Origin of the sequence: Saccharicrinis aurantiacus (assembly GCF_001660705.2) — a bacterium.
GTDB classification, from domain to species: Bacteria; Bacteroidota; Bacteroidia; order Bacteroidales; family Marinilabiliaceae; genus Saccharicrinis; species Saccharicrinis aurantiacus.
Map to the genome: position 1 here is coordinate 15,798 of NZ_LYBV02000008.1, position 25,941 is coordinate 41,738.

Below are 25,941 nucleotides of genomic sequence, written 5' to 3' on the forward strand. Positions count from 1 at the left end.
CTTTATTATGGCTTTGAGCATAAAAATGTAGTAATTTGACTTTGGTACAGTTATTGACATCTAGATATTGAGATTATTAGATATTTAATTTGTAACATTATTATTAAAAAATATAATTATGGTAGAGCATTTAACTAAGGAAACATTTAAAACTAAAGTTTTTGACTTTGAGGCAAGTAAAGAGTGGAATTTTTCGGGAGACAAGCCAGCCATTATCGACTTTTACGCAGATTGGTGTGGGCCTTGTAAAGCAGTGGCGCCTGTTTTAGATGAATTGGCTACCGAATTTTCAGGTAAAGTGGATATTTATAAAGTAGATACTGAAGCTCAAAAAGAGTTAGCGGGTATGTTTGGCATACAAAGCATCCCATCAATATTATTTGTACCAAGTGAAGGGCAGCCACAAATGGCACAAGGTGCATTGCCAAAAGAAAGCTTTATAAAAGCGATTAACGACGTGTTAAAGGTTTCATTATAATTGAAAATTAGTATTATGAAGAAGGTACTATTTATATTTTCTGCTATTCTATTTTCTGCAACTGTTATGTTTGCAGCCAATGGAGAAGGAGAGAAGGAAGGTGTTATTTACTTGAATAAAGAATCTTTTAAAACCGAAGTATTCAATTACGAAACCCAAAAGGAGTGGAGTTACAATGGTGATGTACCAGCTATACTTGATTTTTACGCAGACTGGTGCGGACCCTGCAAAATGTTAGCGCCAATTTTGGATGAGTTGCAAAAAGAATACAAGGGTAAGATTCAGGTTTTTAAGGTAGATACTCAGAAAGAGAAAGAGTTAGCAGCTGTTTTCGGAATTAAAAGTTTACCAACCATTGTGTTTATTCCTACAAATGGAGAACCACAGGCTGCCATGGGTTTTAGAGATAAAGCAGGTATGGAAAAAATGATTTCAGAGATTCTTAAAGTTGAAAAGTAGCATTAGAGCTCACAACTTCAATATATAAACGAAGGATAATCCTATTAAAGGCTTATCCTTTTTTTGTATTATTGATGCTGAAAACTAACAAAGCATGAAGCTAATTGTAATCACAAATCCAGATGAAACTGAAAATGAAGCAGCTCTTATTAGCGCTATTATTGAGAGCAAACTAGCTAATATTCACTTCCGAAAGCCCTCGTTTTCTGAAGAAGAGGCCGAAGCTTACCTTCTACAATTTCCCTTGGGTATTCGAGAAAACATTGTAACCCACACCCATCCTCAATTAACAGAGAAGTTGCAATTAAAAGGCGTTCACTTTACAGGAAATACCAAGCATACCATTGCGCATTATGATGCCATTGATTGTTCAAAAAGTATATCTACGCACAGTTACGATGAAATTACGGAATGCCATACATCGTTTAATTATTATTTTCTGAGCCCCATATTTCAAAGTATCTCAAAGCAAGGATACGGCGGAAATGCTTTTGATAAGCTTGAGTTGGCAGCTTTTCTGAGTAATCACAAAGAGAAATCAATTATTGCCTTAGGTGGTATCGATATGCAGCATATTGCAGCATGCAAAAGCTTGGGTTTTGCTGGTGTGGCAGTCCTAGGCTCAGTATGGCAGCTTTATCAGAAAACTCAAAGTATAAACGAGGTATTAGCTTATTTGAAAAAGCTACGGTCTGCGTGGGAACAATAATATAGTACTGATAAATTGGCGTGAAGAAATTTTACGCCCCTATTTTTTATTGAGGTCGTGAAATTTCTTCACGCGGGTTATTTTTATAAGGGTCGTGAAATTATTTCACGAGCACTCTTTTTTTTAAGCTCGTGAAATTTCTTTAAAGCTTGCCCAAGCCTTTGGTGAAGCTTTAAAGAAATTTCATTGCTCCAAAAAATGCTTTTTCTTCCAATGAGGAAATTTCATTGTGTGTTTTACGCTTTGGTGGAGCTTTAAAGAAATTTCATTGCTTCAAAAAATGCTTTTTCTTCCAATGAGAAAATTTCATTGCATGTTTTATGCTTTGGCCGAGCTTTAAAGAAACTTCAGAATAAATAGATTCGTATAAATCTACCAAAAGCTAAATCATTGAGTATATTTGCGGCAAATTCTTATTTATTATGAACAAACCAATAAGCAAACTTCAGTTTATTACTTTACAGGATGGAACTAAAACACCCGAACAGCAAACCATCGAATATTGTGCAGGTGGCGGTAGTTGGGTTCAGTTGCGATTAAAAGATCTTTCGGAAGAAGAAATTACGGCTGAGGCGGTTAAATGTTTAAAGGTTTGTATTAATTCCGAAGCTACTTTTATTGTGAACGATCATGTGCATATTGCTGAAAAGATTGATGCGGATGGTGTGCATTTGGGTAAGAATGATATTAGTGTTTCTGAGGCTAGGGCTATACTAGGACCTGTTAAAATTATTGGTGCCACAGCAAATACTTTCGAAGATGTAAAACGCTTGAGCGAAGAGGGGGCTGATTACATTGGCTTAGGTCCGTATAAATTTACTACCACCAAAAAGAACCTCAGCGCAACACTAGGAGCTGAAGGATATCAATCGATAATTGAGCAGTGTAAAGCGGCAAATATTACCACTCCTATTATTGCCATTGGCGGAATCACTCCAGATGATCTGCCTGAAGTTTTTGCGACTGGTATACATGGTGTTGCTCTTTCATCTTACATTGCCGAGCATAACAATATTGGTTTAGAAACGCTAGAGTTACTGAAGCAAATTGGTAAGCTACATTCATTGAATTTTAGAAAATAATAAACTCCCCTTATTTAGAATTATTCTTAGTAATATTTGCTAATAAGATATTAAGGTCTTATTTTCGCACCCGATTTCTATAATGGGGTGCCACATTATTGGCTGAGAGTATACCCTTTGAACCTGGGCAGGTAATGCTGCCAAGGAAAAGTATATGCCTGGTTGGCATTCTCCATTACAGTATCTCAATTACTTATACCAAATACATTATTGAATCATTTGATGATGTTCATGGTATTATTTTTTAATATTCAATGTATCTAACTAAATTGAAGGGTACATCACTTACATTTAAATCCATCTAAGAATGAAAAATTTAATTCTTTTAATGCTATTCTGCATTATTAGTGCGCATTCATTTAGTCAAAACACCCTATCCGGAATAATTACGAATACTAAGGGCGAGCCTTTGGCAGGCGCCAATATTGTTTTAGAGAATACAAAATTTGGTATGAGTACCAAGTCCGATGGTTCTTATGTTTTTAAAAATGTGAAGAACGGAAACTATAAAGTTTCAGTTTCTTTTATCGGCTATGCAGCCTATTCTAACGAATTTAGCATCACTGGCAACCTTAACTTACCCATAGTGTTGGATGCTAAAAATCAGATTACTGATGAGGTAATTGTATCGGCAATACGCGCGGGAGATAAATCGCCAGTTGCCAAAACCAATATTACCAAAGATGTTTTAAAGTCGCGCAATGCTGCAGACGATATACCTATTATGCTTAGTTTAACACCTTCAGTTGTATCTACTACAGAATCAGGTATAGGTATTGGTAATACCAATATGCGCATTAGGGGTACCGATGCAACGCGTATAAATATTACGGTAAATGGTATTCCGCTTAATGACCCTGAAAGTCAAGGTGTATATTGGGTAAATATGCCCGATTTCTCATCTTCGGTAGAAGAAGTTCAGATACAGCGCGGAGTAGGTACTTCTACAAACGGGGCAGCCGCATTTGGTGCCACCGTTAACTTTAATACCACCAGTTATCATGCAGAGCCATTGGCAGAAATAAGCACCACAATGGGTTCGTTTAATACCTATAAATACGGTATTAACGCCAGTACAGGCTTAATTAAGGATAAATATTCGTTTGATGTTAGATATACCGATTTACAATCGGATGGTTATATCCGTCATGCCTTTTCTGATCACAGATCATTATATATGAGCGGAACCATGAAGTTGAATAATGGTCTTGTAAAAGCCAATATTATACATGGTGATCAGCGCACAGGTATTAGCTGGTGGGGCATAGATCAGGAAACCCTTGAAAATGATAGAAGGTATAACCCGGCTGGTGTTTATACGGATGAAAATGGCGAGGAGCAATATTACGAAGATCAAACCGATAATTATATTCAAACGCATTATCAATTGTTTTATAGTGCCAATTTAAACGATAACCTACACCTTAATACTGCGGCATTTTATACACGAGGCGATGGATATTATGAGCAATATAAAGAGGATGAGGCTTATGCGGATTACGGATTACCTAACGTGACATTACCTGATGGAAGCGAGCTTAGTAATACCGATTTAATCAGACAAAAATGGTTGGCGAATGATTTTTATGGTTTCACAGCTTCGCTACTTTATAATACATCGCGTGCAAACTTCACTTTAGGTGGAGGATGGAACCGCTTTGATGGAGATCATTTTGGCGAGGTTATTTGGCAACGATATGCAGGCGCTTCTGAAAAAGGAGATCAGTGGTATTTTAACAATAGCATTAAAACCGATGGAAATATTTTTGCCAAGGTAGATTATAGCTTAACGGATCAATTAAATATTTATGCAGATATGCAATATCGTGGTATTAATTATACCATGAAGGGTAGCGATGATGATTTGTCCTCGTTAAACCAAGCGCATAATTACAATTTCTTTAACCCTAAGGCAGGTATTTTTTACACCTTTAATAAGCAAAATCAAGCCTATGCTTCATACGCTGTAGCCAACAGAGAACCCTCTCGTGCTAACTTTAAGGATGCGAATGGCGATTTAAACGCTACGCCGCAGTCAGAGCGATTAAATGATTTAGAAATTGGATACCAATACAAGTCGCCCAAGTTTGCTAGTAATGTGAATTTCTATTACATGCAATATAAAGATCAGCTTGTGCCTACAGGTGAGAAAAGTGATGTGGGGTACGATATAATGACCAATGTTGATGACAGTTACCGAACGGGTTTAGAGATTGAAGTAGGAGTGAAAATACTTCCGTATTTACGATGGGATGGGAATACTACTTTGAGTATGAATAAGATTAAGGAGTTTACCGAAACGGCTACCTTGGTAGTAGAGGATGATTGGTCCGTTGTAAAAGATACCTTAATACAGCATAAAAACAGTACCATTGCTTATTCGCCATCAGTAACAGCAAATAGTATTTTTACCATTGAGCCTATAAAAGGAAACTCAATAAAAATTATTAGTCAATATGTGGGCGAACAATATTTTGATAATACCGAAAGCGAAATAAATAAGCTTGATGATTATCTAATTTGGAATGCTGTAGTGACACAACAATTTAAACCATCGTGGATGGATTTGATTGAAGTTCAGTTAACTGTAAATAATATATTCAATCATTTATATTCAAGTAATGCTTATAGTTGGGGACAGAATTATTACCAGAATGGTGAAATGGGCTCGTGGAACTATTATTATCCACAAGCAGGTACCCATTTTTATGCACGCGTAAGATTAATGTTTTAATATACTGTGAATGAAGGTGAGTAAACTACTCATCTTCATTCATTAATTTCAATACGTTTTCAACATCCTTCTCTGTCTTTTTTAATTTATCATTACAAATTTTTAATAAAACAGATACACGTTTTACCTTTTCACCAAGGATATCTACATCTAAATCACCACTTTCTAGTTCTTCTAATATTCCTTCAATTTCAGCAGTTGCATCTGCATAGCTTATTTTTTCTTTTGCCATTTTATTTGTTTTTATGGAGGCTAAATTAGTAATTGCGTCAATTAATAAATGCTAAGTATAAAAAATAGTTTAGTCTTGGCTACTTTTTTTTGACTTGTATTATACTTTTTTCCTATTCTTAAAGTTGTATATCATGGTAAGCCATTTTATTGGTATTTTTTAATGTAAAATGTTATACCTTCGCTATACAAGTAAAATCAATACGCACTTGTAATATCTGTTCATCTCAATGAAACAACAGTTTTTTTATCATAAAATAAAAAAAGCAGGGTTTTCTATATTTATTTTTCTGTTGATGTTTTTTTGTCAAGTTAATGGGCAAAAGAAATTGAAGGTTGCACAATCGAACTCTCCGGAGGTGCACGATACAATGTCAGTGGATAAACGAAAACGAAACTTTATGCTTACGCCTTATGCAGCGCCTTCGTATTCGCCTGAGTTGGGCGTTTTGTTTACGGCCGGAGGGTTAATGTCGTTTAAAATACAACCCGACAATCAGTTCTTGGAGCGATCAAGTATTCCGTTCTCTGTGGGCTATAGTACCAATGGCTCAGCAACTATAACTGTTTTGCCTTATATATACGGACGAGACAATAAATATAAGATTCAAACGCAGTTTTATTATAAGAACATGCCCGATAACTATTGGGGTGTAGGATATGATAATGCTATCCGCACAAGCTCGCCAGATTCTACAACTTCATACCATCGAGAGTGGTGGTCATTAGCAGGGCAAATGGTTTTTAAGGTGAAAAGCGGATTTAATTTAGGATTTGTTTACGATATCAATGCTACTACAGCATCGAGCCTTAACTCAACCATGGAGCAAGATCCATCAGTTTTAAAGTTTGGTACGCATGTTCGCAACTTAGGTTTGGGAATTGCCATTGAATTAGATTATAGAGATAATGCGCAAAATCCATATTCAGGCTACCTTCTTAACATGGGCTTACTTAATTATAATGGCATGATCGCCTCTAACCCGAATAACTTTAATAAAGTAACATTAGATGCACGTAAGTATTTTCCGGTTGGGGATAGGAAAACGGTAGCCCTGCAATTTAGTACGGAGCATACTGGCGGTGATGTGCCTTGGAGTGAGATGCCACAAGTTGGTACTCCTACCGATTTACGTGGCTACCAATGGGGAAGGTTTAGAGACAAAACAGCCACTTTCGGTATTGCCGAATATCGGCATATGATTACACGTAAACGGATAAACAAGAAGGGTTCTTACGATAGTAGGTTTGGTTTTGCCACATGGGTAGGAGTAGGTTGTGTATCGGATAATTATGCCACTATGTATAATTGGATACCCAATGGAGGTATAGGCTTGCGGGTTGAGATTCAACCACGAATGAACTTACGTATTGATTACGGAATAGGAAAAGATAGTAATGCCTTTTACATCATTTTTAGTGAGGCTTTTTGATAACTATTAATATCAAATAATCTGTATGTTTTGTGTAAAGGTAATTGTGGCTGTGCTAAGATTTAATATTTTTGCTCTCAGCTAAATATATAAATTACCCTAAACATGAAAAACTATCTATCCGGCAAGCTATTATGGCTTATTGTCCTTCTTCCCATCACTGTTTTTTCTCAAACTCAAGTAAAAAGAAAGAGTACTTTCATTGCTGAATTGTATGATGAGGCTTCTGATGATTTTAATAATAAGAATTATGAAGAAGCCTTGGTTAAATTCACCAAAGTAATTGACGAAAGTATACCCGAGCACAGTGCTTATTTCAGAAGAGGTTATTGTTATTATTATTTGGGAGAATACGAGAAAGCCATTTATGATACAGAACGTGCCTTCGAGTTGGTACCCAAAGATCATCGCTACTTTTATTTAAAGGCACAATCATACGATAAGCTCAAGCAAATAGATATCTGTCAGTACTATTTGAATTTGGCAATCGCATTTAAACCTAACAAGCTTTATTATTATAAATATCGATCGGCCCTAAATTTAGAGTTAGGAAACTATAAAAAGGCAGAATTCGATTTTGATGTTTTGATAGGGAAGAATCCGAATGATTGGAACAGTTACTACGGAAGAGGCTTATCAAAATTTAATCAAAAGAATAAAACGGACGCCTGTATTGATTGGAATTATTCGCAGAAAAATAATAAAGGCAGTCAGCGATTCTTTCATTATAAATGTACGGGTGTTGATTTGCGAGAAGAGAAAATAAAGTTCACGCACAATCAAATTCCTGATAGACCAGTTTTCAAAGGCGATTTGGATATAGATGAATATTTAAATGAAAATATAGAGTATTCAATTTCTACCTTTATTAGTGAGCAAAAAGGCTCTGTATTGGCAAAGTTTGTTCTAACAAAAGAGTTAGAAGTAGAAGATATTGAGATGGTGCAAACCACCAATAAGAAATTAAGTGCCATTGTTGAAAAGGTGATAGCGGGTACAAAAGGACAATGGTTTGAGCCTGCTAAGTTAAATGGTAAAGCAGTTGATTATACATTTTATCTTCCGGTGATATTTAAGCTAAACGATACTAAATATAGAATTGCTGAATTAACAGATTCGCTAAGTGTTTACAAAAGTGCGAAAGACTATTTCAAGTTATATGAAACAGCCAATCAAATATTATTTACAAACCCTTTTATGTATGAGGCCATCTCGGCCAAACAATTTGCCATTGATAAGATAAGTCCAGGAGTAATTGAAGCCAAACTTCTTACTCCTAAAATGAGGAATGCAGAAGTGTTATCTGAGGTTTGGGCAAATCAAAAATATAGTTTAACCCACTATACAAATAAATGGCAAGTGTGTAATAAGTCAGACCGAAATTATTATAGAGTCTGCGAGTGGGAAGGTCCACAGTTTGAGAAGAATGGGTTTTTTATAGATTTTGATAGTAATAATAAGCAGGTGGCAAGTGGTACATATTCCAATGATAAAAAGGACGGCTTTTTTCATATATTTTATCCCAATGGCTTGGTGAAAGAGTCATATGTTTTCAGTAATAACTTACTGAATGATACTGTCCGTTATTACTACAAAAATGGCAATATACAGCATGCTATTAAGATTACTAATGATGGTTTTGAAGTTTTAAATTGCAAAGACGAAGAGGGAAATAACTTAATACATGATGGCAATGGAATATGGGAATTCGCTAAAGGAGACAAAGCCAGTTTAAATAACTTTAAAGTAGTTGGAGCTTATAAAAACCATAAGCGAGATGGAGAATGGATTTGTTATTTAAATGATGATATTTTTTTAGAGGAAGAGTATAAAAATGGGAACTTCAAATCTTGTATTTATTACAAGGAAGGAAAAAGTAGTTCAAAAGGTACTCGGTACGAAAATTCACAAATTAAATCGTGGATATTTGTTCCAAATAATATTACGCAATCAGAACAATATTCGCTTAGTGAAAACTATAGCTCGGATGGTAGAGTAATAGATTAGATATTAAAAGAGCTTGATTGAAATTTAAATTCGATCAAGCTCTTAATAATTTAGTTTTCCTCTTCTATATTTTCATTTGGTTCGTTGCTTTTTGCATATTCAGTTGGCGTTTTATTAAACTGCTTTCTAAAACATTCTCTAAAATATTTTACATCGTTAAAACCAACTTCATAAACAATATCAGTTACTGATAGTCGGCCTAACTTTAACAACTGACCTGCACGTTTTAGTCTAATTGAGCGAATAAATACATTAGCCGTCTGTCCTAATAATGCTTTTAGTTTCTTATTAAGTATTGATTGGCTCATACCCACTTCATCAGCCAACTGAACTACTGTAAACTCTGGGTTTCCAATATTTTTCTCAACAACCTTTAATAATCGCTCTATTAATTTTTCATCAATAGAAGTAAAGGTTACTTCCTCCGGTTGAATCTCAAATGACTTAGAGTACTTATTAATTACCAATCTTCGTGCCTTTAAAATAGAATTAATTTGTGCATCTAACACTTCAATACTAAATGGTTTTGAAACATAAGCCTCAGCTCCTTCGCCTAGTCCAGTCAGTTTGTCCTTATCTGTTGTTTTGGCCGTAAGCATAACAATAGGAATATGGCAAAGTAAGGTGTCCTTTTTAATTTCATTCACCATTTCAAAGCCATCCATTTCCGGCATCATTACGTCACTAACAATAAGGTTAGGTAAATGCTTTTTAGCAGCCTCTAAGCCTTCTATTCCATTAAAGGCCTGAATGCAATTATACTTTTCTTTAAAAGCATCCATTAAAAGTACTTGTACATCAGGATTATCTTCTACTAGTAAAATGGTTTGTTTACTTGTATCAATTTTGATGTCTTTGTTCTCGTATTGGTTCGATTCAATTGTATTTACTTCATTAACAATAGGCAATGTGTCATTACGCTCTATATTAGATTCTAAAAGGAAATCATTTTTAGCATAGTGTAACTTTCCTTTTTTAAGATAAACTGAAAATACAGTGCTTATATCAGCTTCGCTTTCAACTGTAATTCTACCAGAATGCAGGTCTACCAAATTTTTAGCAAAGGCTAAGCCAATTCCAGTACCAGAAACTTTTGATAATTTATGATTACCCGTTTGATAAAAACGATCGAATAAATAAGGTATTTTATTTTTTTCAATACCTGGGCCATTATCTGTTACGTCTATTTTTACCCATTCTTGTCCTTCCAGTTCCACTTCTGATAAAAGGATAGATATTTTTCCTCCAGTTCGGGTAAACTTAAATGCGTTTGATAGCAGATTAAAAAGCACCTTTTCAATTTTATCGTAATCAAACCAGAGTTCCATTACCTTGTATGAGCTTCTAATTTCAAAGTTGATACCTTTTGAAGAAGCTACATCTTCAAATGCAGAACTTACATCATTCACTAAATCGCAGATATTACCTCGGCCCACTTCTAAAGGCATTTTACCTTTTTCAAGCTTTCTAAACTCCATGAGCTGTGTAATTAATCGGTTCATTAGCTGAATGTTTTTCATCATTACAGTGTAATTTTTCTTTCTAAATTCAACTGTACTTGTTTCAACTTTAGTGATTAATTGTTCTAGTGGAGCCTGAATAAGCGTAAGTGGCGTTCTAAATTCATGCGATATGTTGGTGAAAAACTGAAGTTTTAACTGAACCAATTCTTCACTTTGTTCCTGTTTAAAGTGTTCCATCATTAGCTTGTTCTTCTGTGTAACGGCAATAACAGAGTATCGTCTGAAGAAGAGTAACATGGCCAATAGCACCAATATATATAGTATCATTGCCCAAATGGTTCGCCAAAATGGAGGAATTATTTCTATTTGAATGGAACTAGGAACGGTATTCCAAACACCATCATTATTTGTTGCTAAAACCTTCAGTGTATAGGAACCTGATGGAACATTTGTATAAATAGCTTTAGGATTAATACTAGAAGCGTGGTTCCAATTTTCTTCAAACCCATCCAGTTTATATTTATATTTTATTTTCTCGGGAGCCACAAAATGCATCCCTGAAAATCCAATGCTAAAGCTATTTTCATTGTATTGAAGATCTAACTGTTCTTCTGAAGCTAAGGTTTTATTAAGTATGATTCGGCCGTTAATTTTTTCTCCAGGGCCAACGTGTTGGTTCAACACATATAATTCGGTAAACTGTATTGTTGAAGCATAAGGGTTATCTTTGATGTCTGAAGGATAAAACGAATTGAATCCATTAACACCTCCAAAAAGTAATTCTCCATTTCTGCGTTTGCACGATGCCGCTTCACTAAACTCAAAACCTTGTAAACCATCAATAACAGAATAGTTTCTGATTTCTTCATTTTCAGGGCTAAAACGTGTAAGGCCATTATTGCTCGAAATCCATAAATTCCCGTTATTATCTTCTTCAATTGCTTTAATTACATCATTGGGTAATCCATTTCGTGTAGAATAACGTTTAAATATATAATTGTCATTTGCCTTATCCACAATAAGCGATAAGCCACCACCCATAGTTCCTACCCAACTTCGTCCCTTACTATCTATGAAGAGCGATAATACATAATTATGCCCCAAGGAAGTTTCAACATTAGGGTTATATTTAACGTTAATAAACCTAGGTGACGTTTCTGTAATTTGGTTGTGCTGTAAAATACTTAAGCCATTGTCAGTTCCTACTAAAATGTTTCCTTCGTGATCTTCTGCTACAGCTCTAATTTTGTTGGAAGCCAATTCAGATGCACCTCCATTGTTTGAGAAATAATGAGAAATAACCTCAAGTTGGTCTGATTTTATATTGTATCGGGTTTTATACAAACCATCACCATAGGTACCTAACCAAATATTACCTTTGCTGTCTGTAAGACTTGAGAATACCGAATTTCTCACTAAATCAGGGAAAGGTTTAAATTCGATAGTTCCTTTTTTTGATGCTCTGGCAAGTATTACCTTATGTGGATAGCCAGTACCAACTATAACTGCATTATCAAGTTGAGGAATAGTGGTAAAACTATATACAAAGTTTTGACTGGATGCAGTGGTATAAATATCTTTATTAATAAAGCTTTTGGTATAATCTCCTTTGTTCTTTGCTGGAAGTAAAGAAATACCTCCGCCTTCTGTTCCGAACCATATATTACCAACTTTATCTTCGGTAATATCTCGTACTTTATTATACGCTAAGCTAGATTTTTGAGTTGTTTGGTAATAGTGATTAAATTTTTTCTCATTTAGGTCTAGTTTATTTAATCCACCACCATTGGTGCCAACCCATAGAAGTCCTGCATTGTCTTCAAATAAGGTAACAACATTATTTTTAGATAAACTTTTAAGATTATTAAATTCTGATTGAAAGTGTTTTATCGGTTCAAGCTTTATATTGATAGGATCCCATTTGTATTGGTATAAGCCAGAAGGGTTTCCTCCAAAATAATAGCCCATTGAGCTTAATAAATGTTTGTTAAAGAAGATATCTGTTAGGTATCTTGGTTTTATTCCATTTTTAATATCATCGTTAGTAAAATAGCAAGTGCCCAAATAACTTGTAGCTAAATACCCTCCTTCTACTTCTGTAAAGTTCATGCAGGTACTAGGAGGTAAAATTTTTATACGTTCAGTATGTAATTCAAACTGTTTATTAAGATGTGCCTGAAATAACCCGCTATTGCTTCCAAACCATATTTCACCTTTGGTATCTTCTTTTATAAAGTAAATATTGGTAACGCTTTTAGCTTCACCTTGGCCATCCTTCGAAAAATCAGCTCTAAAATAAACTCCTTTATATTCTCCATTTTTGTATGCATTATGATCTATTATACTTAGGCCACGTGCTGTTGGAACCCAAAGTCTATTATCAGAATCGAGATACAACTTTATCACTTGTTTATCTGTAAAAAAACGCTGGCCATTATGCTCATATGGGAATTGATGAAATTCTTCTTGCTCACGATCAAAGTACCAAATGCCGTCGTCAGAAGTTCCTATCCAGAAATTGCCTAAGTCATCTTCTACCATGCAATACGGCAAATTACTTCCAATAGGATGTGTCATCGGGGTAGTAAATTGATAAACTTTCATGGTCAGTCCATCATACCTGTTGAGTCCATCAACAGTACCAAACCACATAAACCCCTTCGAGTCCTGATGTATGAAATTGATATCGTTTTGAGAAAGACCGTGTTTCGTATTTAGGTATTCAAAATCAGATTGAGCAATTAGAGATAGGGAGAGGATCAACAAAAGTGATAATAGTACTTTACGCATAATCATTTGTATTGAGTATTATTAAGTATGATGTTTCAATATGTTATGTTGAAAGAAATATCCTCGATATCTAAAATGAATCGAGGATATATTATACATATGTGAGACTAAAAAGTTACTCTATTAAAAACATCTTGGTGTTTATATTACAATAAACTTTAATTCAACAGGTTTTGAAGCTCCAAGTCTTTCATAATCTTTAACCGGAGATGTAGCGCCAATTATTAGTGTATATTCACCTTTAGCAATAACTCTTTTCCCTTCTTCAGTATATTGCCCCATTTGTTCGGGTTTAATATCAAATGAAACTTCTGTTTTACTTCCTTTGCTTAGGTTTATTCTGTCAAATCCAACTAGTTTCTTGTATGGAGCATCATCTCCTGCACCTGGTTGGATTAAATAGGCTTGCACCACTTCTTCACCATCTCTATCTCCAATATTCTCAATATTACATGATACTGTAATTGCATTACCTCTTTTAATTTTTGTTGCACTAGCAGTGGCATCAGCATATTTAAATTGCGTATAACTTAAGCCAAAACCAAATGGAAATAATGGGTCTGTTTCCATGTATTTATAGGTACGCCCTTTCATTGAATAGTCTTCGTAAGCTGGCAGATCATCTAATGTTGATAAGAAAGTTAAAGGTAAACGACCCGAAGGTGATATTTTACCAAAAAGAACATCAGCAACAGCTGTTCCTCCATCCTGACCAGGATACCATGCCCATAATATAGCATCGGCCAATTCAGCAACTTCAGGAATCACCATTGGGCTACCTCCTGTCATTACAACAATTACAGGTTTGTTATTGTCCTTGCGAAGCTTTCTTAAAAAGTTGAGTTGATTTTCTGGTAAGTATGGTTTTATTCTATCTCCTTTAGAGTCTGAAGCAATGGCTTCACCCTCTTCTCCTTCAATAGCACCGGTAATACCTAAAACTGCAATTATGGCTTCTGAGTCTTTAGCTTCACCTGTTGTCCAGTCAATCGGATTAACATTTTCTCTGTAAGGAAGACAACCTTGCTTATAGTTGATAGTGGTTCCAGCGCTTACAGCAGCAGTAATACCTTCAAGCATGTTTACAAGCTTATTACTCATCCCATAATAATTACCTAGTAACACTTCACTATTGTTAGCTTGTGGGCCTGTAACGTATAGGTTATTAATATTAGGTGATAATGGTAATACATTGTTTTTATTGGTTAAAAGAACAATTGACTTACGTGCAGCTTCCAGTGCGATGTCACTATGTTTTTGGCTACAGATTACTTCTTCGCCTACGCTATTGTATGGGTTTGCCTCAATTGGATCAAATAAACCTAGTTTAAACTTGGTGCGCAATAAAGAACGTAGTCTTACATCAATCGTATCTTCAGTAACTAAACCTTGCTTGTGTGCACTTAATAGGTTTTTATATACACTTCCGCAGTTTAAATCAACCCCGCTATTTATCGCTAGTGCCGCTGATTCTTCAGGTGTTTTAGTTACTTTATGATATAGATGAAAGTCTGAAATAGCACCACAGTCGGAAACAATATGCCCTTTAAAGCCCCATTTTTTTCGTAATATATCTTGCAATAAAAAAGGACTACCACAAGCAGGCTCTCCTAACACTCTATTGTAGGCACCCATTACAGTTTCAACACTAGCCTCTTTTACTAATGCTTCAAAGGCAGGTAGGTACGTTTCGTATAAATCTTTTTGTGTGGTGAATGCATCAAATTCATGACGAAACTCTTCTGGACCTGAGTGTACAGCATAATGTTTTGCACAGGCAGCAGCTTTCAAGTATGTTTCATCATTACCTTGTAATCCATTCACAAATGCAACTCCTATTCTAGAAGTTAGATATGGATCTTCTCCATATGTTTCTTGTCCACGGCCCCATCTAGGATCTCTGAATATATTTACATTAGGAGTCCAGAACGTAAGACCAGCATAACGTGATCTATTTTCTTTTTGAATAGCAATATTAAATTTGGCTCTAGCTTCATCAGAGATAGCCGTTGATACTTCTTCTATTAAGTCAACATCAAAGGTTGCGGCTAAGCCTATTGCCTGAGGAAAGACTGTAGCTCTACCATTGCGAGCCACCCCATGCAAACATTCGTTCCACCAATTGTATTCCGGTATATCTAATCGAGGAATTGCTTTACTAACGTCTAATAATTGGGAGGCTTTTTCTTCCAAAGTCATTGCCTCAATTAAAAGGTCAATACGTTCTTCAGTTGGAAGGTTATGATCTAGCCATTTAAATTCTGTTTCTTGTGCTATTGAAACTTTTGTAACAATAAACAAAGTGAGTATTAGGATTACATTTTTCATTAATAAAATATTTAGCAATTAAATTGATTTTAATGTTGGAATCAAATCTACAAAAAAGCAAAGATAATCTCTTGGTTATTTTGATAATATGAACAGGGGTAAATTCTACTACTTCAAAGTGTTTGTATTTGTAATGTGCATATAGTCAGGGGATAATGTTTGTTTGTGATTGAGTGTGTGCTAAACCATTAGATTAATTATCCCCCCTATTACTATATTATAATTTCATAATCGATTCTGAATTTATCAGTAGTTTTACATTAAACTCAAAAATGGAAAAGTAATGCACAATAATAAGTATGTAATGAATAAAGTTACAAACACTTTAGTTGGTCTTTTCGTATTAATTATACTCAGTTCGAGTAGTTGTGAAAAAAAAGACTATGAAGTTGATCAGGATTTTAATTCTGGTTGGGTATTTAATAAAGATGATTTAGAAGGTGTTGAGAATATAGATTTTGACGATTCTAAATGGCGAGAAGTTACCTTGCCACATGATTGGGCAATTGAAGGACCCTTTAGTAATGAATACAATGCTCGTACTGGCGGATTACCAGTGCATGGTATTGGTTGGTATAGAAAGCATTTTTCCGTTGAAAAAAAGCATGTAAACAAAATTATTTCAATTGAATTTGATGGTGTAATGAGTAATTCAGAGGTTTGGGTAAATGGTCATCATGTAGGTACCCGACCAAATGGATACATCGGATTTGAATACGACATCACTAAATATATAATGTTTGGTAAGGATAATGTTATTGCAGTAAAGGCTGCACCTGAGGATTTGGGCGCAAGGTGGTATACTGGAGCTGGTATTTATAGAAATGTACGTTTAAAAATCAACAATAAGGTACATATCCCACAATATGGAACTTATATAACTACTCCTAAAATCACAAGTGAGAGTGCAATTGTTAATATAGAGACTTCAGTTGTTAATAATACTAACTCTGAAACTTCAGCCCACCTAGTAACTTGTATTATAGATCCTAATGGGATAGAGGTTGCTAAATCAACAAAGGATATTATCATCCAAAAAGGAAAAACGGGTATTGCAAGTGTTGACCTTGCTGTTAAAGCGCCAATACTTTGGGATATTTATACGCCAAACTTATATAAAGCGGTAAGTGAAATAGTAATTAAAGGTCAGATAGCAGACCATTTTGAAACCAACTTTGGAATTAGAGATATTAAGTTTTCTAGAGAGAAAGGGTTTCAGTTAAATGGTAAAACAGTAAAGCTTGAAGGTGTATGTATGCATCACGATCAGGGTGCACTAGGGGCAGCTATAAATTATAGGGCAAAAGAACGCCAGATAGAGATAATGAAAAGTATGGGTGTTAATGCCATCCGAACAAGTCATAATCCGCCGTCTCCTGAACTATTGCAAATTTGTGATAGAATGGGAATAGTTGTTCAGGTTGAAGCTTTCGATGAGTGGAAATTAGGCAAAGTTGAAAACGGCTATCACAAATATTTTGATAGGTGGCACGAGCGTGATTTAACAGATATGATTAAACGCGATAGAAACCACGCTTGTGTTATTATGTGGAGTATAGGAAACGAAATTTTAGAGCAGAGTAGAAAAGATGGTTGGAAATTAACCAAGCATTTAAATGATATTTGCCATAGGGTTGATCCAACGCGCCCAACAACAGCCGGGTTTAATTATTTCCCAGCTCCGTTTAAAAACAAGTTGGCCAATTATATCGATATTGTTGGAATGAACTATTGGCCTTTAAATTATCAAGAGATTCTCGATGAAAATCCGAATATGATTGTGTATGGTTCTGAAACTTCATCTCAAACAAGTAGCAGAGGTGTGTATCATCTACCAATTGAACCGATGCACCAACATAGCACAAATCATGTCTCTAGTTATGATGGAACAGTTGGGCCTCCTTGGGCATACCCACCAGATGTAGAGTTTGAGCAACAAGAGAAAGTGACTTCTTCTTTGGGCGAGTTTATGTGGACAGGTATAGACTATTTGGGAGAACCAACACCATATGGTGGTAGAGATAACTCAACAAATGGATATTGGAATGATGATTGGCCTTCTCGTTCATCTTATTTTGCCCCAGTCGATTTAGCTGGTTTTCCCAAGGATAGATATTATTTGTATCAAAGTCAATGGACTGAAGAACCAATGGTGCATGTATTGCCGCATTGGAATTGGGAAGGAAAAGAAGGAGATATGATCCCTGTTTATTCTTATACAAATTGCGATGAGGTAGAGCTTTTTGTTAATGGTAAATCTATGGGTAAAAAGGTAAAGGGTTTTGATTTGACTCCTATTCCTGCTGAATTTCACTTTTTCGAGAAAGGAACTTACGAGTCAAAATACCGTTTATCATGGGAAGTGCCTTATCAAGCCGGAAATATTAAGGTAGTAGCCTACAAAGATGGCAAAGCAGAAGCAACTAAGGTAATTCATACAGCAGGTAAAGCAGATCGTATTGAATTAGAGGTAGATCGTAATGCAATAACTGCTGATGGTACTGATTTATCGTTTATAACAGCTAGGATTCTTGATAAAGACGGAAACTTTTGCCCAATGGCTGATAACAGAATTACATTCACCATAGAAGGTTCTGGTATTTTAGCAGCTACGGATAATGGAGATCAAACTTCTCTTGAATCATTCCAGGCGGATAATAAAAAAGCATTTAACGGTATGTGTTTGGCCATAATTAAAGCAACTAATAGTGCAGGAACAATTAATGTGAAAGCATCAGCAAAAGGTATTTCAGGAGCAAGTGTTTCTATTATCACAAAGTAATTAGTATAGAGTTCTATATACACTTCGTAAGAGTGTTTCTATTTAAATATCTTAAAGCATCGTATGGTAACATATGATGCTTTTTTGTTTAATGGATATATCCTATTCCGTTATTTAAAATATTTTTTATCTGCCAATAAGAGTAGTTATAATTTTATTTTATGCCGTAATAGTTATAATTCAGACAAGCTTGAATTAGTCAGCTTCCTACAATTTTCCTTCATGCTTTTTCATAACTTGAGCTGATATTAATTGAATAATTATGATGAAAATTCAATGAATAGATAATTAAACTCCACTCCTTTTTTGAGAGTTTTTTATTCTCATGGTATTCTGTTTGGTTATCGAGTATTGATATTGACTAGCTTATTAAAAAATGGTTTATTGAATTGAATCATAAGTGATCGAGGTTCAAATTTTTAATACAAATTCTAGTTTTTTTCCTGTACTCATTTCTAAAAACACTTATAGTTAAAAAATGTAAATTACATTTCTCGTATTTTAAATGCATGAGGGTTATTGGTAGTTGTTTTTTTTGTAGTTATATTTCGACTTCCATGGTCATTTGCATTATTGAGATTGCTGTTAGTTCAATATTGTAATGATCTATATATTAATAATTTGTGGTCGATAGGGGGTATAATAAGCCCCCTGTAATTGCTCTCGTGTAAAAAAAATCCCCCGTAATTGATAATACTTTCTAGGATATCATTAAAGGATGTTAATGTAGTTTTGAAATCACAAAAAGTGTAAAAAAACATTAATTCCGAAAGTGTGTGGTATGTCTAATACTTTAATCTTAAAAATGAAATGATGAAGGAAAATCTTAATCGAATGCTAGAAGCTTCTAATAAGTGGTTGTTACTGCTCGTTATAAGTTGTATAAGCATAAGTGCTTTCGCACAAGAATCGATAATTACTGGTAATGTTATTAGTCAAGAAGATGGTTTGGCAATACCAGGAGTGAGTGTTGTTATTAAAGGAACAACAAATGGAACGATTACCGATATTGATGGTAATTATAGTATAAAAGCAAAAATGGGTGATGTATTATTGTTCAGTTTTGTGGGTATGAAAAACTTTGAACAAACAGTCAATTCAGCCAAAGTAAATGTAAAGTTAGAGCCAGAATCTATTGGTTTAGATGAGGTGGTTGCAATTGGTTATGGTACTCAAAAGAAGAAAGAAATTTCTGGTGCCGTTGTTCAGGTTAAGTCTGAAGAGTTAACTAGAATCTCAACTGCTGATTTGGGAACAGCTTTACAAGGACAAGTTGCAGGGGTAAATGTGACTGCTAGTTCAGGTGCCCCAGGAGAAGGGTCTAATATACAAATTAGAGGCTTAAGTTCTGTGAACGGAAATAATTCCCCACTGTTTGTAGTTGATGGAATTCCACAAGACGGAGATCCTCGTTTAAGTAATAATGAAATTGAGACATTGGATATTCTTAAGGATGCTGCATCAGCGGCAATTTATGGTACTCGTGGTTCCGGTGGTGTTATTCTAATTACAACAAAGAGAGGTAAGGCCGGGCAGATGCGTGTTTCTGTTGATAGTTATGGAGGTATTCAAAAGATTACTTCTGGTATTCCATTAATGGATTTTGAAGAATATTGGTACACTCAATATGCTTTTGCTTCTAATAATAATGGTACTCATGCTGATAATACATGGACCCCATTAGAGATGAATAAGAATGACTTTACTAACAACTCTTCTATTTTGGATGTTGTTCAGAATGATAACGCAGTCATCCAGAATCATAGTGTTAATATCTCTGGGGGTAAAGATGATCTTAAATACAGTTTGGTTGCTAGTTATTTTCAACAAGATGGGGTTTTGATTAATTCAGGATATGAAAGAATTAATGTAAGAAGTAATACTAATTATACGAAAGGGCGTTGGGATATTACAATGGGACTTGGTATGCGTGTAGAAGAACGAGAGCGTGAACCATGGAACCTGTTGTATGATGCTTATAAATATAAGCCTCATCAAGCACCTTTAGATCCAAATCAAACTGTTGGCTCAGCTGGAGGAGATGGTCAAAATAACGATGCCAACCAGTTGGCAACAATGATGTATAAATTCCAACAATCTGATATTGAAAATACAGATGAGTTCAATGGTAATATTAATGTGAGATTTAATATTCTAAAAGGTTTTAATTATACATTAAGAGCAGGAGCAAGATTCTCTAATGGTAACCGAAATACCATAAATCCTGATATTGTTGTCTTTAATGAGGATGGTGAGAAAGTTGAAAATTCGAATACTAGATCAGGAATTAAAAATGAAAGTAAGAGGAGTACAAGTTATACATTGGAGAATGCATTAGATTATACTAAGAAATTTGGTGATCATAAATTAAAACTTTTAGGTGTTGTATCAACAGAGAAATATACATATGTCTCTTTTAACGCGAGTAAGAAAGATATCTTCTCTAATGAAGTTACAGTAATTAATGGCGCAGTTAGTGAGCCTAATGCAGCCTCAGGTAAGGGAACATGGAATCAAGATAGAGTTAATACTCTTGTTGGTATGTTAGGTCGAGTTCAATATGATTATAAAGGGAGGTACTTACTTAGTGCAAGTGTTCGCCGAGATGGTTCTTCTCGTTTTGTAAAGGATAATAGATGGGGTATGTTTCCGTCAGCTTCTGTCGCCTGGAATATCGCAGATGAGGCTTTTTGGGCACCTTTGTCTGAGATAGCAAATTCTTTTAAGCTTAGAGGAAGTATTGGTACTACAGGTAATCAAAATTTTGCTGATTATAGTTATTACCCAACAGTATCTGTCGGTCACGATTATCCATTTGGACCAGATGGTAAAGGAGAGTTAGTTAATGGAGCTATTCAAGAGTCTTTTGCAAATTCTCAGGTTCGTTGGGAAACAACAGTACAAAGTAATATAGGTATTGACGTGGGATTCTTCAGTAATAGACTTTCATTTACCGCAGATTTTTACAATTCAGATAAGAAGGATATGCTATTCCCATTACTACTCCCATCTTCAGTTGGAGGAGGAAAAGATGCAGAAGTAATTCTTAACGTAGGAAACATGAATAACCGTGGGGTTGAATTTGCTGCAGGTTGGAGACAAGCTGGTAAAGTTTCTTGGGGTGTTAATGGAACATTTACAAAGAATATTAACAAGATTACTAAAATGAGCGGATCAACTGAGATCTCCTATTTTAAAGAAGGTTATGCTATTAATGTATCTGGTAATAATGATAAGATTACAGCTTTAAAGGAAGGTTATGAAGCTGGATCTTTCTTTGTTATGGAAACAAATGGAATTATTAATACTGAAGAGAAGTTAGGAGAGTACCAAAAAATTGTTCCTAGTGCTAAAATGGGTGATTTAATTTACGTAGATACAAATGGTGATGGTTCTATCGATGATAATGATCGTGTTTATGGAGGAAGTGGAATGCCTGATTTTGAATTAGGGTTAAATGCAAATGTTGCTTATAAAGGTTTTGATTTATCTATGGCTCTATATGCTTCTATAGGTAATGAGATCATAAATGGATCTAAAATGTTTGCCTATGATTCAGGTACACATAAAGACCTATTATATCAATGGTCAGATAGCAATCCTTATGGTGTAATACCAAGTCATAGAGGTGGAGGTCACCTTAATAAAAGAGGTTGGGCTGATGTTTGGGTTGAAGATGGAAGTTTTCTTCGTTTAAGAAATGTAACTTTAGGTTATACATTGCCTAAAACTACCTTAAGTAGTATCGGAATATCTAAGTTTAGGGTTTATTTGGCTACGGATAATCCTTTAACTCTTACGAAGTACCAAGGGTATGACCCTGAGGTCGGAGGTAATGGCCTAGCTACTCGTGGTATTGATAGAGGTTCATTTCCTATTAGTTCACAATATAGAGTTGGGCTTCAACTAGATTTTTAATTTGTAAAAGTTGAGAAATATGAATAAAATTATTATAAACATTGCATCTGCTATTCTATTGTTATTAACAATGAGTAGTTGTGAGGATTTCTTAACACAAGATAATCCTAACGAGTTACCTAAAACGAAATTCTGGACCAATTTATACGACTGTGAAGTAGGTTTGGTAGCAGTCTATAATCAATTAAGAAATACCGGCATTATTCAGCTTGATGCTGCAACAAATCGCAGTGATTTGTCTTGGCCTGGATATGGTAGGCCAAATACTTCAAATGAGTATTACTTACACACTTTTACAGATGGTTCTGGTGCTCCCAATGGGCAGTGGCAAAACTTGTACAAAGGTATTTTTAGAGCTAATCAAGTAATTGAAGGGCTTAATGGAATAAGTGATCAAATGGAAAAAGATGAAGATAAGGAACAATGGACTCGCCTAATGGGTGAAGCACGCTTTTTTCGTGGATTATTTTACTTCTGGTTGCATTCTGCATTTAATAAAGGAAGTGTGCCAATATTTGACTATGTACCTGAATTAGAAGAAGAATTTTATCAAAAATTGAGACCAGAAGAAGAGGTAAGAGCTTTCTTTATTGAGGATTTGACTTTTGCTTACAATAATCTAGAATGGACATATACTGAATTTTCTGATGCAGGAGAACCTACGAGTCCAAAAATTGCGGGTAGAATTACTAAGGGATCTGCTGCTGGTATTTTAGGTAAAAGTTATCTTTATCAAAAGCAATATGACGATGCTGCTTTTTATTTAAAGGAAATAATAGAGTCTAATAAATATCAATTGGCTAAGCCAAATGAGAACAGTACAACTGTTGGTGAGTTTAATCAAGAATCTTTAATTGAGATTGCTTACGATTATTCATATAAACAAGAGGAAAACCAATGGAGTCCTTTGGGAACAACGAATGCTTATGCAACTACAGTAAGTCCTGTTGGTGGTTGGAGAGGTATTATTCCAAGTTGTTGGTTAATTAGAGAATTTCAAAATGAAGAAGTGGATGGTAATGATCATAGAAATCAAGTTGATGAGCCTATTTATGATGTTAACACAGGTGTTGAAATAGGCAGAAGAAAAATAAGATCGCATTCGTTGAGAGCGTCATATTCTATTTTACTAGCAGATGATGATGACAACGATTACTATGGAGAAAAAGCTTATTCAAAGGCTCCGCTTAACAACCTTGAAACTGCATATTTTAGAAAATTGTCTAATTACGATATTTTAAGTAATGAGAATGACCAAACTCAGCGCTCAGGTATTAACTATCGAGTACTCAGATTAGCTGATGTGTATTTAATGTACGCAGAGTGTTTAATAAAAGGTGGGGAAGATGAATCAGGGGCCAAGGAAGCAGTAAAATACCTTAACAAGGTGAGACATCGTTCAGCTTTAAAATTATATGGTATGGCAGCAGATGGAGAATTTCCTGATCTAGGTTCAACATATTATAACAAGACGCTACCTGCCGATACTGTAATGCACAAAATAATGTTTGTTGAGCGTCCATTAGAATTATGTCTGGAAGGTTTTATGGATAGACAAATAGACTTAAGGCGTTGGGGCATAACAAAACAGCGTTTTATTGATCTATCGCAAAATCAATATCATGGTGAGAATTTTGAATATTATAATTTTGAGGAAAAGAAAAAGTCTATAAAATATGGGGCGATATTAGCTGATGGTATAGCCGGTGACCCTAATAAAACACTAGTGGATTACCAACAGGCAGCAGCTAATTATATACAAGATTTACATGGATGGTGGCCAATTCCAAATAGCGAAACTACTGCAAATCCGAATTTGTAATTTTTTAAATAAAACAATTATGAAAAGAATAAATATAATTATAGGGTTAATGCTTATCGTATTCGCATTCGGATGTGAGAAGGAGTATGAGCCTCTTATGAAATATTCCGATGTACAATGGATGAGTAGCAGGTTTAGATCTGAGAATAATGCATTAGGTCTTAATAACTACGAGTCTTTTTCGGATCTTTCTCAAGGAGCATTAACGCATCAATGGAGTATTTCAGATACAAGTGGAATAAAATGGTTAAATGGTAATATTATCCGTGAAGATAAGGACTATACTAAGTTTATTAGGGAGGATCAATCTCTTGAAACGACAGATTTAACGGTGCACGCCTTATTTACTAAGCCAGGAGTTCAGACTGTACGTCTTTATAATACGTATAGTGAGTTTGTTGAGTTTAAGGGAAGAGATACAATTCCTGCCATTAAAAAAGGAGATGTTTGGGTAATAGATACCTCTTTCGTTGTAGATGTATATGATACATTGCAACCTGCCTTAAAAGTTTATGATCAAAATGATCAATTATTGTTAGATTTAACCCATGATACTAACGTTGATCTTTCTGATTCATTAAATTGGCAAGCGGTTGAACTACAGGCAGGGGAGTTTCTTACGTTTGTAGATGAAACTGTTATTGATCGTCCAACAGGGAGAAATTGGTCTTTTGATGGCGGTTCACCTGCTACTTCATTAGAGAAGAGTCAGAAGGTGTCATTTTATCGTTTGGGAGAATTCTATGCAAGTTCTATAACTTCTACAAGAGATGGAGAGCAGATTCCTTATGGCAATCAGAAGAAGAATATTCCGCTAAAGATAAAGGTTGTTAAATCAGAATTACCATTTAAAATAGTTGAAGCCAATGAATTACCTAACGGTATTATTGAATTAACTTTAAACGGAGAAATTGAAGCGTTTGAGAACGAAGAGAGTAATTTTACAGTAAGTTATGTTAATCAGGTATCCGGAGTTTCAGGAACAGTAGGAGTAAGCTCTGCGACTATAAACGCTGCTAGTGGTAATGTAATTAATTTAGAATTATCAGAGCCTTTATATAATTCTGATGATGTTACTATTTCTTGGTCAGGTGGTTCTATTATGTCATTGGATCAACGAGAATTAGATGACTTATCTAACTTACCAACTGTAATGTATATTGAAGATCTGTGTAAAGATCAAACATATTTTGGTTTCGAAGGAGGTTCGTTAAGCGCTTCAAAATGGACTGGAGAGTGGGATAATCAAAGTTTAGTAACAGTGAGTAACGAGCAAGCAAAAGATGGGTATTATAGTTTGCGTACGGAAATTAATGCTGATCCAGCTCAAGGAAAAACTAAAATGCATCAAGTGACGGAGAAAGATGCAGAAGGTAAATGGGTTCCAGTTATTCCAATACCAATGGTTTCAGGGAAAACCTATATTTGGAGTTTCTCTTATTATGAACCAGATGCACCATCAAGCTGTGTAAATGCATTAGTTGGACGTTTGTTACCATGGGGTGGCGAGATAGGTAGTTGGATACAAAACTATACAAAAGGAGAATGGAATACCTTTACTAAACAATTTACATATACTGGTGCTTCTACTCACCGTTATATGCAATTTCAAGTTGTAAGTTCAGGTAATGTTGATGGAAATAGAGTTGTTTACTTCGATAATATCTCTTTGCTTGACTATGAACTTCGCCCATAGTAAATAATC

General features: G+C 35.0%; 14 protein-coding genes. 11 read left to right on the forward strand and 3 right to left on the reverse strand.

The annotated features are described in order from the left end of the window. The first annotated feature begins 118 nt into the window (after positions 1 to 118). The 5 genes from trxA (A8B35_RS04205) to A8B35_RS04225 all read left to right on the forward strand — a co-directional run bounded on the left by trxA (A8B35_RS04205) (position 119) and on the right by A8B35_RS04225 (position 5,462). Positions 119 to 478 (forward strand): thioredoxin, encoded by a 360-nt coding sequence (trxA, locus tag A8B35_RS04205; protein ID WP_068471731.1) that lies wholly within the window; start codon positions 119 to 121, stop codon positions 476 to 478. 15 nt (positions 479 to 493) lie between these two features. Further along, a complete protein-coding gene (gene trxA / locus A8B35_RS04210) occupies positions 494 to 937 on the forward strand; it encodes a thioredoxin (protein ID WP_068471732.1) in 444 nt (147 codons plus the stop codon). A 94-nt stretch (positions 938 to 1,031) separates the two neighbouring features. Continuing rightward, the gene (locus A8B35_RS04215) at positions 1,032 to 1,646 is read left to right on the forward strand and encodes a thiamine phosphate synthase (RefSeq protein WP_068471733.1); all 615 of its coding nucleotides are present in this window, start codon (positions 1,032 to 1,034) and stop codon (positions 1,644 to 1,646) included. A gap of 422 nt (positions 1,647 to 2,068) precedes the next feature. After that, positions 2,069 to 2,728 (forward strand): thiamine phosphate synthase, encoded by a 660-nt coding sequence (locus A8B35_RS04220; protein ID WP_068471734.1) that lies wholly within the window; start codon positions 2,069 to 2,071, stop codon positions 2,726 to 2,728. 307 nt (positions 2,729 to 3,035) lie between these two features. Further along, positions 3,036 to 5,462, forward strand: coding sequence for a TonB-dependent receptor (locus tag A8B35_RS04225; RefSeq protein ID WP_068471735.1), 2,427 nt, complete (start codon positions 3,036 to 3,038; stop codon positions 5,460 to 5,462). Positions 5,463 to 5,487: 25 nt separating this feature from the next. On the opposite strand, the gene xseB is transcribed toward A8B35_RS04225, so the two are convergent. After that, positions 5,488 to 5,694, reverse strand: a complete 207-nt coding sequence (xseB, locus tag A8B35_RS04230) for an exodeoxyribonuclease VII small subunit (protein WP_068471736.1) — start codon at positions 5,692 to 5,694, stop codon at positions 5,488 to 5,490. A 295-nt stretch (positions 5,695 to 5,989) separates the two neighbouring features. Between xseB and A8B35_RS04235 the strand changes: the two genes are divergently transcribed. Together A8B35_RS04235 and A8B35_RS04240 are read left to right on the forward strand one after the other, a co-directional pair. Then, complete coding sequence (locus A8B35_RS04235) at positions 5,990 to 7,126, forward strand: BamA/TamA family outer membrane protein (RefSeq protein ID WP_075602164.1); 1,137 nt, start codon at positions 5,990 to 5,992, stop codon at positions 7,124 to 7,126. A 105-nt stretch (positions 7,127 to 7,231) separates the two neighbouring features. Then, positions 7,232 to 9,133 carry a tetratricopeptide repeat protein gene (locus A8B35_RS04240; protein ID WP_068471738.1) on the forward strand — a complete coding sequence of 634 codons (1,902 nt, stop codon included), beginning with the start codon at positions 7,232 to 7,234 and terminating at the stop codon, positions 9,131 to 9,133. A gap of 50 nt (positions 9,134 to 9,183) precedes the next feature. On the opposite strand, the gene A8B35_RS04245 is transcribed toward A8B35_RS04240, so the two are convergent. Both A8B35_RS04245 and A8B35_RS04250 read right to left on the reverse strand, forming a co-directional pair. Next, positions 9,184 to 13,386 (reverse strand): hybrid sensor histidine kinase/response regulator transcription factor, encoded by a 4,203-nt coding sequence (locus A8B35_RS04245; RefSeq protein ID WP_171973155.1) that lies wholly within the window; start codon positions 13,384 to 13,386, stop codon positions 9,184 to 9,186. A gap of 141 nt (positions 13,387 to 13,527) precedes the next feature. Continuing rightward, on the reverse strand, positions 13,528 to 15,714 hold the full coding sequence (locus tag A8B35_RS04250; RefSeq protein WP_068471740.1) for a glycoside hydrolase family 3 C-terminal domain-containing protein: 2,187 nt from the start codon (positions 15,712 to 15,714) through the stop codon (positions 13,528 to 13,530). A gap of 304 nt (positions 15,715 to 16,018) precedes the next feature. Here A8B35_RS04250 and A8B35_RS04255 point away from each other — a divergent pair, with 304 nt between their 5' ends. From A8B35_RS04255 to A8B35_RS04270, 4 genes are all read left to right on the forward strand, one after another. Next, positions 16,019 to 18,496, forward strand: coding sequence for a glycoside hydrolase family 2 TIM barrel-domain containing protein (locus A8B35_RS04255; RefSeq protein WP_068471776.1), 2,478 nt, complete (start codon positions 16,019 to 16,021; stop codon positions 18,494 to 18,496). A gap of 813 nt (positions 18,497 to 19,309) precedes the next feature. Continuing rightward, the gene (locus A8B35_RS04260) at positions 19,310 to 22,414 is read left to right on the forward strand and encodes a SusC/RagA family TonB-linked outer membrane protein (RefSeq protein WP_068471741.1); all 3,105 of its coding nucleotides are present in this window, start codon (positions 19,310 to 19,312) and stop codon (positions 22,412 to 22,414) included. A 19-nt stretch (positions 22,415 to 22,433) separates the two neighbouring features. Then, positions 22,434 to 24,236, forward strand: coding sequence for a RagB/SusD family nutrient uptake outer membrane protein (locus A8B35_RS04265; protein WP_068471742.1), 1,803 nt, complete (start codon positions 22,434 to 22,436; stop codon positions 24,234 to 24,236). Between the two features lie 19 nt (positions 24,237 to 24,255). After that, positions 24,256 to 25,932, forward strand: a complete 1,677-nt coding sequence (locus tag A8B35_RS04270; RefSeq protein ID WP_068471743.1) for a carbohydrate binding domain-containing protein — start codon at positions 24,256 to 24,258, stop codon at positions 25,930 to 25,932. Positions 25,933 to 25,941: the final 9 nt, after the last annotated feature.

What these genes read in the sequence shown, in the direction of transcription:
- trxA (WP_068471731.1), top strand. Translation starts at nt 119, where the DNA reads ATGGTAGAGCATTTAACTAAGGAAACATTTAAAACTAAAGTTTTTGAC.
- trxA (WP_068471732.1), top strand. Translation starts at nt 494, where the DNA reads ATGAAGAAGGTACTATTTATATTTTCTGCTATTCTATTTTCTGCAACT.
- A8B35_RS04215 (WP_068471733.1), top strand. Translation starts at nt 1,032, where the DNA reads ATGAAGCTAATTGTAATCACAAATCCAGATGAAACTGAAAATGAAGCA.
- A8B35_RS04220 (WP_068471734.1), top strand. Translation starts at nt 2,069, where the DNA reads ATGAACAAACCAATAAGCAAACTTCAGTTTATTACTTTACAGGATGGA.
- A8B35_RS04225 (WP_068471735.1), top strand. Translation starts at nt 3,036, where the DNA reads ATGAAAAATTTAATTCTTTTAATGCTATTCTGCATTATTAGTGCGCAT.
- xseB (WP_068471736.1), bottom strand. Translation starts at nt 5,694, where the DNA reads ATGGCAAAAGAAAAAATAAGCTATGCAGATGCAACTGCTGAAATTGAA.
- A8B35_RS04235 (WP_075602164.1), top strand. Translation starts at nt 5,990, where the DNA reads ATGTTTTTTTGTCAAGTTAATGGGCAAAAGAAATTGAAGGTTGCACAA.
- A8B35_RS04240 (WP_068471738.1), top strand. Translation starts at nt 7,232, where the DNA reads ATGAAAAACTATCTATCCGGCAAGCTATTATGGCTTATTGTCCTTCTT.
- A8B35_RS04245 (WP_171973155.1), bottom strand. Translation starts at nt 13,386, where the DNA reads ATGCGTAAAGTACTATTATCACTTTTGTTGATCCTCTCCCTATCTCTA.
- A8B35_RS04250 (WP_068471740.1), bottom strand. Translation starts at nt 15,714, where the DNA reads ATGAAAAATGTAATCCTAATACTCACTTTGTTTATTGTTACAAAAGTT.
- A8B35_RS04255 (WP_068471776.1), top strand. Translation starts at nt 16,019, where the DNA reads ATGAATAAAGTTACAAACACTTTAGTTGGTCTTTTCGTATTAATTATA.
- A8B35_RS04260 (WP_068471741.1), top strand. Translation starts at nt 19,310, where the DNA reads ATGAAGGAAAATCTTAATCGAATGCTAGAAGCTTCTAATAAGTGGTTG.
- A8B35_RS04265 (WP_068471742.1), top strand. Translation starts at nt 22,434, where the DNA reads ATGAATAAAATTATTATAAACATTGCATCTGCTATTCTATTGTTATTA.
- A8B35_RS04270 (WP_068471743.1), top strand. Translation starts at nt 24,256, where the DNA reads ATGAAAAGAATAAATATAATTATAGGGTTAATGCTTATCGTATTCGCA.